General features: G+C 65.1%; 1 protein-coding gene. It reads right to left on the bottom strand.

Features of this window, described 5'->3' with window-relative positions; all coding sequences use genetic code 11:
• A partial coding sequence (locus ACI3KQ_RS15950; protein WP_404959328.1) for a substrate-binding domain-containing protein occupies window positions 1–596 on the bottom strand: 596 nt, incomplete at both ends.

Raw genomic sequence — 596 nt, 5'->3', positions numbered from 1 at the left:
AGGATGCAGTGGGCTCGATGTAGTAACCGGCCGCGTTCAGCACCTTCGCGACGGGGAAGCCCGACTTCACGGCGTACGAGTACTCGACGTAGGTGATCGCTCCTTCGCCGTAGCCCTGGCTGACGTACCCCGACACACCCAGCGACCCGGACTGCAGGGTCGCTCCCACGTTGCCGGGGAACTGCGACGTCATGCCGGTCGTCCAGATATCACCGTGCTGCTTGGACATCCACATGGTGAACTGCGCCGTCGAGCCGGAACCGTCGGAGCGTGCGACGCGTTGGATCGCCCGGTCGGGCATCGCGAGGCCGGGGTTGTCGGCCTGGATCTCGGGATGGTTCCAGTTCGTGATCTGACCGGCGAAGATCTTCGACACGGTCGCACCCGACAGACGGAGATTGGTGACGCGCTTGCCGCCGATCTTGAGGTTGTACATGAACGCGGTACCGCCGGCCACGATCGGCATGTACGCATAGCTGCCGGCGATCGGCTTCTCCGGCTGTGCCCCGCTCTCGGTGGGCTGCAGCTGGAACGGGATCTCGCTGATCGCGAAGTCGACCGTGCGGTTGATGAAGTCGCCGCGACCCGCCGTGGAG

Origin of the sequence: Sphingobium sp. ZW T5_29 (assembly GCF_044987515.1) — a bacterium.
Lineage (GTDB): Bacteria > Pseudomonadota > Alphaproteobacteria > Sphingomonadales > Sphingomonadaceae > Sphingobium.
The sequence above is the reverse complement of the archived record's forward strand: the minus strand, read 5'-3'. Positions and strand labels throughout refer to the sequence as shown.